We start from the raw sequence: 6,000 nt of genomic DNA, 5'->3' as shown, positions 1-6,000 counted from the left end.
CGGTCCCAAGGGTTGGGCTGTTCGCCCATTAAAGCGGTACGCGAGCTGGGTTCAGAACGTCGTGAGACAGTTCGGTCCCTATCCGTCGTGGGCGTAGGAAATTTGAGAGGAGCTGTCCTTAGTACGAGAGGACCGGGATGGACACACCGCTGGTGTACCAGTTGTCTTGCCAAAGGCATCGCTGGGTAGCTATGTGTGGACGGGATAAGTGCTGAAAGCATCTAAGCATGAAGCCCCCCTCAAGATGAGATTTCCCATAGCGCAAGCTAGTAAGATCCCTGAAAGATGATCAGGTTGATAGGTCAGAGGTGGAAGCGTGGCGACATGTGTAGCTGACTGATACTAATCGATCGAGGACTTAACCAAACTTTTAAAAGCGTAAGCTTTACTCAGCAACCTGTTATCTAGTTTTGAAAGAACAAAACTTTTTCAAAAAAAGTCTTGCTTTCTTTTTTAAATCATGTATAATATAATATGTCTGGTGGCGATAGCGAAGAGGTCACACCCGTTCCCATACCGAACACGGAAGTTAAGCTCTTTAGCGCCAATGGTAGTTGGGACTTTGTCCCTGTGAGAGTAGGACGTTGCCAGGCTGTTATTATTCCACAGTAGCTCAGTGGTAGAGCTATCGGCTGTTAACCGATCGGTCGTAGGTTCGAGTCCTACCTGTGGAGCCATTTGGAGAGCTGTCCGAGTGGCCGAAGGAGCACGATTGGAAATCGTGTAGGCGGTTAACGCTGTCTCAAGGGTTCAAATCCCTTGCTCTCCGCCATTTTTATTTAATTAGCACAGTGGCCCGTTGGTCAAGCGGTTAAGACACCGCCCTTTCACGGCGGTAACACGGGTTCGAATCCCGTACGGGTCACCATTTATTTTTATATACATAATAGTGGAGGATTAGCTCAGCTGGGAGAGCACCTGCCTTACAAGCAGGGGGTCGGCGGTTCGATCCCGTCATCCTCCACCATATATTATCATCGCGGGGTGGAGCAGTTCGGTAGCTCGTCGGGCTCATAACCCGAAGGTCGCAGGTTCAAATCCTGTCCCCGCAACCAAGTGGTCCCGTGGTGTAGCGGTTAACATGCCTGCCTGTCACGCAGGAGATCGCGGGTTCGATTCCCGTCGGGACCGCCATTTTAAATTTAATAAGGCTCGGTAGCTCAGTTGGTAGAGCAAAGGACTGAAAATCCTTGTGTCGGCGGTTCGATTCCGTCCCGAGCCACCATTTTAAAAACATTTGTTTTTAAAATGCCGGTGTAGCTCAACTGGTAGAGCAACTGACTTGTAATCAGTAGGTTGGGGGTTCAAGTCCTCTTGCCGGCACCACAGTTATTGTGGAGGGGTAGCGAAGTGGCTAAACGCGGCGGACTGTAAATCCGCTCCTTCGGGTTCGGCAGTTCGAATCTGCCCCCCTCCACCATTTACAGGGGCATAGTTTAAAGGTAGAACTACGGTCTCCAAAACCGTCAGTGTGGGTTCGATTCCTACTGCCCCTGCCAATTATAAAATTAACATTGCATATATACGTGGCGATTGTGGCGAAGTGGTTAACGCACCGGATTGTGGTTCCGGCATTCGTGGGTTCGATTCCCATCAGTCGCCCCATTTATAAACGATATGCATATTCCAATATTGGGCTATCGCCAAGCGGTAAGGCAACGGATTTTGATTCCGTCATGCGTTGGTTCGAATCCAGCTAGCCCAGCCATATTTGCGGAAGTAGTTCAGTGGTAGAACACCACCTTGCCAAGGTGGGGGTCGCGAGTTCGAACCTCGTCTTCCGCTCCAATTTAATTTTAATAAAGTTATTTAGTCTTGAGTAAATGGCGGCATAGCCAAGTGGTAAGGCAGAGGTCTGCAAAACCTTTATCACCGGTTCAAATCCGGTTGCCGCCTCCATTTATTTACAAGCTGCCGGGGTGGTGGAATTGGCAGACACACAGGACTTAAAATCCTGCGGTAGGTGACTACCGTGCCGGTTCAAGTCCGGCCCTCGGCACCATTTATAATTTTAACTTGCCTTTTTTATTTTGCCGATGTGGCGGAATTGGCAGACGCGCACGACTCAAAATCGTGTTCCTTCGGGAGTGTCGGTTCGACCCCGACCATCGGTACTTTTGCTTTACTTGACAGGATGATTCCTGTTTTTATTTTTACTTATTGGTCGACAAATTTTGATAATATTTGCGGGTGTAGTTTAGTGGTAAAACCTCAGCCTTCCAAGCTGATGTCGTGAGTTCGATTCTCATCACCCGCTCCATACATATTGTTATCACAACGCAGTGTCTCGCTTTCAAAGCTGAGATGTTGCGTTTTTTATTTTTAGCGTAAATATAGCGTCTATCTTGAAAAGATAGACGCTATATTTACGTACATCAGTTAATGACTTGATAGGTTGCTTCGCCGCCGTGAATTTGAATGAACATGTCACTTAAGGATTTAGTTAGTTTATAAGCCTGTTCTTCTGAAAGTGAAGGTTTTAAATAGATGAACTGTACAGCTTGTGTTGTCTTTTCAGTTACGTACGCTCGGTTAGAATCGACATAAGGGCTTCCGAAAGCTCCTAGGGCATCTTTTGAAATGATTTTATTTTCTAAAGAAATGTTACGTTCATTTAGAGCTTCGTAAGACTCTTCTTTTTTACCGATAGTAAATTCAACGTGGCCCTCTATATTAGAAGAATCATAAATTCCAATTGGTACTTCATATTGCAATGAAAAAAAGTTATTAATGTCCACAGCAGAATTGATAGAAGGAAGATACGTTTGTTTTCCTATCCGTCGAATTAAAGCTTCTATAGAAGGACGGTATTTACTTGGGTCCGTTCCAAATGTTTTGAAAAGCTTTCTCCACTCGCTAACACCTTCAAATTCTGTTACTTTTTTTGACTCAAGGTCAAAATAAATGGATTCTTGAAAAAGGCGCAGACGTCCTTTTAGCATTTGAGGAGAATCGCCAACTTCAATATTTTTATACTGAATGATTCCCATTTTAAAAGAAGGGCAAAGCTGTTTAATAGCGGGTGATAATGTAAAGTTCATTTTTTTGATCCTTTCTATTATAATTAGTATTTGTTCGTTTATAGATACCATCCTATCATTTCATTGAGTGAGAAAACAGTTCAATGCATGAATATATAGAATTTCTTAGAAAGGAGGCTATTACTCACTATGAATGCGTATCAGTTGAAGGAAGAAATTATTTCATACAGCAAAGAGATTGGAATCGATAAGATTGGGTTTGCGAGTGCTTCTATGTTTGATGAGTTAAAGAATCGATTGTTAGCACAGCAAGAGTTAGGTTATGCTTCAGGCTTTGAGGAACCTGATATTGAAAAAAGAGTAGATCCCACATTAGTTGTTCCAAAAGCTAGATCCATTATTTCAATTGCACTTGCGTATCCTTCTAAATTAAAGGATGCACCAAAGAGCACAAAGGAAGATCGCCGAGGGATCTTTTGCCGTGCTTCTTGGGGACAAGATTATCATACGGTTTTACGTGATAGGCTTCAAAAGCTTGAAGCTTTCATAAAAGAAAAAGTACCTGCAGCTATCCTTCAATCGATGGTAGATACAGGTGAGCTGTCGGACCGAGCTGTAGCAGAAAGAGCTGGTATTGGCTGGAGCGGTAAGAACTGTGCCATTATCACACCTGAATTCGGTTCCTACGTGTATTTAGGGGAAATGATTACAGATATCCCGTTTCCTCCTGATAAACCGATAGAAGACGGCTGTGGTACTTGTAATAAGTGCGTGGATGTGTGCCCTACCGGTGCGCTTGTAACAGGCGGTCAGCTGAATTCGCAGCGATGTATTGCCTTTTTAACCCAAACAAAAGGATTTTTAGCTGAAGAATTTCGAAGTAAATTAGGCAATCGTTTATATGGCTGTGATACATGTCAAACTGTGTGTCCTGAAAATAAAGGCAAAGACTTTCATTTTCACCCTGAGATGGAGCCTGACCCAGAACTTGCGAAGCCTAAATTAAAACCGCTTTTAACGATGAGTAATCGTGAGTTCAAAGAGAAATTTGGACATGTTTCAGGGTCATGGAGAGGGAAAAAGCCAATTCAGCGTAATGCCATTATTGCACTTGCCCATTTTAAAGATCAAACCGCTGTTCCAGATTTAATTGAGTTAATTAAAAATGACGTTCGCCCTGTCATTAGAGGAACGGCGGCATGGGCGTTAGGCAAAATTGGTGATAAAGAAGCATTAGATACACTTATGAACTTAAGAGAAAAAGAAAAGGACCAAGAAGTAATTGAAGAAATGTCAAAAGGTATAGAGATGCTTCAAGAGATCTAAACCGTATTTTTATTGATAAAGTTAGCTAATGAGTCATAGCGTATAATAAACGCTTAGAAAAGTGGTGACATTATGCTAACAAAAAGGAATGTATTATATACTTTAATTAAAGCGCGTGCGGACAGCTATGTAAAAGGTGAGCTTCATGAAGACTTTAAGCCTTTCATTGAACAGCAGTGTGAGCTAAAGCGGTCTCTTGTAAAAAAAAGAGAAGTTGATGTTTTAAAATGTAATATGAAAGGTTCTATTCAATCTGCTCATACGGATCAGGAAGAAACAAGAGTATTATATAAGGTGCACATTCAGGCATTTTTAAAACAAAACGATTTTTTCTATATAGAAGAAGAAATTGAAGATCGTTTAGCTCTTTTTTATAAAGATACACTTATTCAAGATGAGCTGCTGGTAAAGGATTTTTCTGAAGATGAGGTTGAAATGGATGTAGAAGAAGTAGAGGAAGACGAAGAAAGAGCCTCTTATTATGATCGTCTTGCAGCTGTTCAGTATGCAGAAAAACATTGGGATAAACCTAATGAAAGTTATAAGCAGTTTGAGGTAAACTGCACCAACTATATCTCACAGTGTTTGCATGCAGGAAAGGCGCCGATGCGGGGGTATCCTAAAAAAGCAAACGGATGGTGGATGAGAGGGAACGCCTGGAGCTATAGCTGGGCCGTTGCTCATTCCATGCACAGCTATTTAAGTAACTCCAAATCAGGACTTCGGGCTGTGAGGAAATCCTCAGCAAGCGAACTTGTCCCGGGAGACGTTATCTGCTACGATTTTGAAGGAGATGGAAGATGGAATCATACGACGATTGTTGTAGCAAAAGACGGTCACGGTATGCCTCTTGTGAATGCGAACACGTATAATAGTCGAATGAGATATTGGGCTTATGAAGATTCAACGGCTTACACGCCAAAGATTAAGTATGATTTTTTCCATATCGTTGATCGGTAAGTCTTTCGTTTTAGCAAGTTAGTGGTATAATGATGAATAGATTTGTTAGCAGAGGTGAAAATTTGTGGGAGTACACGTAGTGTTATTTCAACCAGAAATTCCAGCAAATACAGGAAATATTGCGCGAACATGTGCAGCAACAAATACGACGCTGCATTTAGTTCGGCCGTTAGGCTTTTCAACAGATGATAAAATGTTAAAGCGAGCTGGATTGGATTACTGGGAATTTGTAAATGTGGTGTATCATGATTCATTAGAAGAAGTATTTGAAAAGTATCCTGAAGCAGGCTTTTACTTCATCACAAAATTTGGTCAACAGCCACATACAACATTTGATTATAGTGACTTAGAGCAGGATCATTTCTTCGTATTTGGGAGAGAAACAAAGGGTCTGCCAAAGCACATTATTGAAGAGAACATGGAAAGATGTCTTCGTTTACCGATGACAGAAAATGTTCGTTCTTTAAATTTATCTAATACAGCAGCTATTTTAATCTATGAAGCGCTGCGTCAACAAAATTACGCTGGTTTATCTTAAATAAAAAGCGAGGTTCAATAAAATTTGAACCTCGCTTTTTTATTTATGTCGACGATGATATGTAGTGGTTATTTTTTAACGCCCGGTTTATCATTGTATCCCGCTCTGAAGATGGATGCTAAAAAAGCAATTGTTACTCCTAATACTAAAAGTAAGCGCATTGATTTTCCTCCTCAATCTAATTAAAAGGATTAT

At 41.9% G+C, this 6,000-nt stretch carries 4 protein-coding genes, 17 tRNA genes and 2 rRNA genes (1 of these 23 cut by a window edge); 22 read left to right on the top strand and 1 reads right to left on the bottom strand.

Annotation, left to right across the window (positions count from 1 at the left end; genetic code table 11):
- The 19 genes from SCI76_RS11940 to SCI76_RS11850 form a co-directional block, all read left to right on the top strand.
- Window positions 1-366: ribosomal RNA gene (locus tag SCI76_RS11940) — 23S ribosomal RNA — on the top strand (it extends 2,570 nt beyond the left edge of the window).
- A gap of 111 nt (window positions 367-477) precedes the next feature.
- Window positions 478-593, top strand: a 5S ribosomal RNA gene (gene rrf / locus SCI76_RS11935).
- Between the two features lie 9 nt (window positions 594-602).
- Window positions 603-677, top strand: a tRNA-Asn gene (locus SCI76_RS11930).
- Between the two features lie 3 nt (window positions 678-680).
- Window positions 681-772: transfer RNA gene (locus SCI76_RS11925), tRNA-Ser, on the top strand.
- A 21-nt stretch (window positions 773-793) separates the two neighbouring features.
- Window positions 794-868: transfer RNA gene (locus tag SCI76_RS11920), tRNA-Glu, on the top strand.
- A 23-nt stretch (window positions 869-891) separates the two neighbouring features.
- Window positions 892-967: transfer RNA gene (locus tag SCI76_RS11915), tRNA-Val, on the top strand.
- A gap of 11 nt (window positions 968-978) precedes the next feature.
- A tRNA-Met gene (locus tag SCI76_RS11910) sits at window positions 979-1,055 on the top strand.
- 3 nt (window positions 1,056-1,058) lie between these two features.
- Window positions 1,059-1,134: transfer RNA gene (locus SCI76_RS11905), tRNA-Asp, on the top strand.
- A 15-nt stretch (window positions 1,135-1,149) separates the two neighbouring features.
- Window positions 1,150-1,225: transfer RNA gene (locus SCI76_RS11900), tRNA-Phe, on the top strand.
- Between the two features lie 25 nt (window positions 1,226-1,250).
- Window positions 1,251-1,326: transfer RNA gene (locus SCI76_RS11895), tRNA-Thr, on the top strand.
- A 10-nt stretch (window positions 1,327-1,336) separates the two neighbouring features.
- A tRNA-Tyr gene (locus tag SCI76_RS11890) sits at window positions 1,337-1,420 on the top strand.
- A 5-nt stretch (window positions 1,421-1,425) separates the two neighbouring features.
- Window positions 1,426-1,499: transfer RNA gene (locus tag SCI76_RS11885), tRNA-Trp, on the top strand.
- Window positions 1,500-1,529: 30 nt separating this feature from the next.
- A tRNA-His gene (locus tag SCI76_RS11880) sits at window positions 1,530-1,605 on the top strand.
- 28 nt (window positions 1,606-1,633) lie between these two features.
- Window positions 1,634-1,708, top strand: a tRNA-Gln gene (locus tag SCI76_RS11875).
- 5 nt (window positions 1,709-1,713) lie between these two features.
- Window positions 1,714-1,788: transfer RNA gene (locus SCI76_RS11870), tRNA-Gly, on the top strand.
- A 37-nt stretch (window positions 1,789-1,825) separates the two neighbouring features.
- Window positions 1,826-1,899 (top strand) — tRNA-Cys (locus SCI76_RS11865).
- Between the two features lie 14 nt (window positions 1,900-1,913).
- Window positions 1,914-2,002, top strand: a tRNA-Leu gene (locus SCI76_RS11860).
- A 30-nt stretch (window positions 2,003-2,032) separates the two neighbouring features.
- Window positions 2,033-2,114: transfer RNA gene (locus tag SCI76_RS11855), tRNA-Leu, on the top strand.
- Window positions 2,115-2,186: 72 nt separating this feature from the next.
- A tRNA-Gly gene (locus SCI76_RS11850) sits at window positions 2,187-2,260 on the top strand.
- Window positions 2,261-2,375: 115 nt separating this feature from the next.
- On the opposite strand, the gene SCI76_RS11845 is transcribed toward SCI76_RS11850, so the two are convergent.
- Complete coding sequence (locus SCI76_RS11845; protein WP_033580874.1) at window positions 2,376-3,041, bottom strand: B3/4 domain-containing protein; 666 nt, start codon at window positions 3,039-3,041, stop codon at window positions 2,376-2,378.
- Window positions 3,042-3,170: 129 nt separating this feature from the next.
- Here SCI76_RS11845 and queG point away from each other — a divergent pair, with 129 nt between their 5' ends.
- From queG to trmL, 3 genes are all read left to right on the top strand, one after another.
- A complete protein-coding gene (gene queG / locus SCI76_RS11840) occupies window positions 3,171-4,307 on the top strand; it encodes a tRNA epoxyqueuosine(34) reductase QueG (protein WP_033580873.1) in 1,137 nt (378 codons plus the stop codon).
- A gap of 72 nt (window positions 4,308-4,379) precedes the next feature.
- Window positions 4,380-5,267, top strand: coding sequence for an amidase domain-containing protein (locus tag SCI76_RS11835; protein WP_028412692.1), 888 nt, complete (start codon window positions 4,380-4,382; stop codon window positions 5,265-5,267).
- A gap of 64 nt (window positions 5,268-5,331) precedes the next feature.
- Window positions 5,332-5,805: a tRNA (uridine(34)/cytosine(34)/5-carboxymethylaminomethyluridine(34)-2'-O)-methyltransferase TrmL gene (gene trmL, locus SCI76_RS11830; protein WP_016762878.1), complete on the top strand. Its 474-nt coding sequence runs from the start codon at window positions 5,332-5,334 to the stop codon at window positions 5,803-5,805.
- Window positions 5,806-6,000: the final 195 nt, after the last annotated feature.

Origin of the sequence: Priestia sp. HNGD-A6 (assembly GCF_045784335.1) — a bacterium.
Classification (GTDB): domain Bacteria; phylum Bacillota; class Bacilli; order Bacillales; family Bacillaceae_H; genus Priestia; species Priestia zanthoxyli.
The sequence above is the reverse complement of the archived record's forward strand: the minus strand, read 5'-3'. Positions and strand labels throughout refer to the sequence as shown.

Bases quoted from the DNA above. Each gene is read 5' to 3' on its own strand.
- SCI76_RS11845 (WP_033580874.1), bottom strand. From the start codon at position 3,041: ATGAACTTTACATTATCACCCGCTATTAAACAGCTTTGCCCTTCTTTT.
- queG (WP_033580873.1), top strand. From the start codon at position 3,171: ATGAATGCGTATCAGTTGAAGGAAGAAATTATTTCATACAGCAAAGAG.
- SCI76_RS11835 (WP_028412692.1), top strand. From the start codon at position 4,380: ATGCTAACAAAAAGGAATGTATTATATACTTTAATTAAAGCGCGTGCG.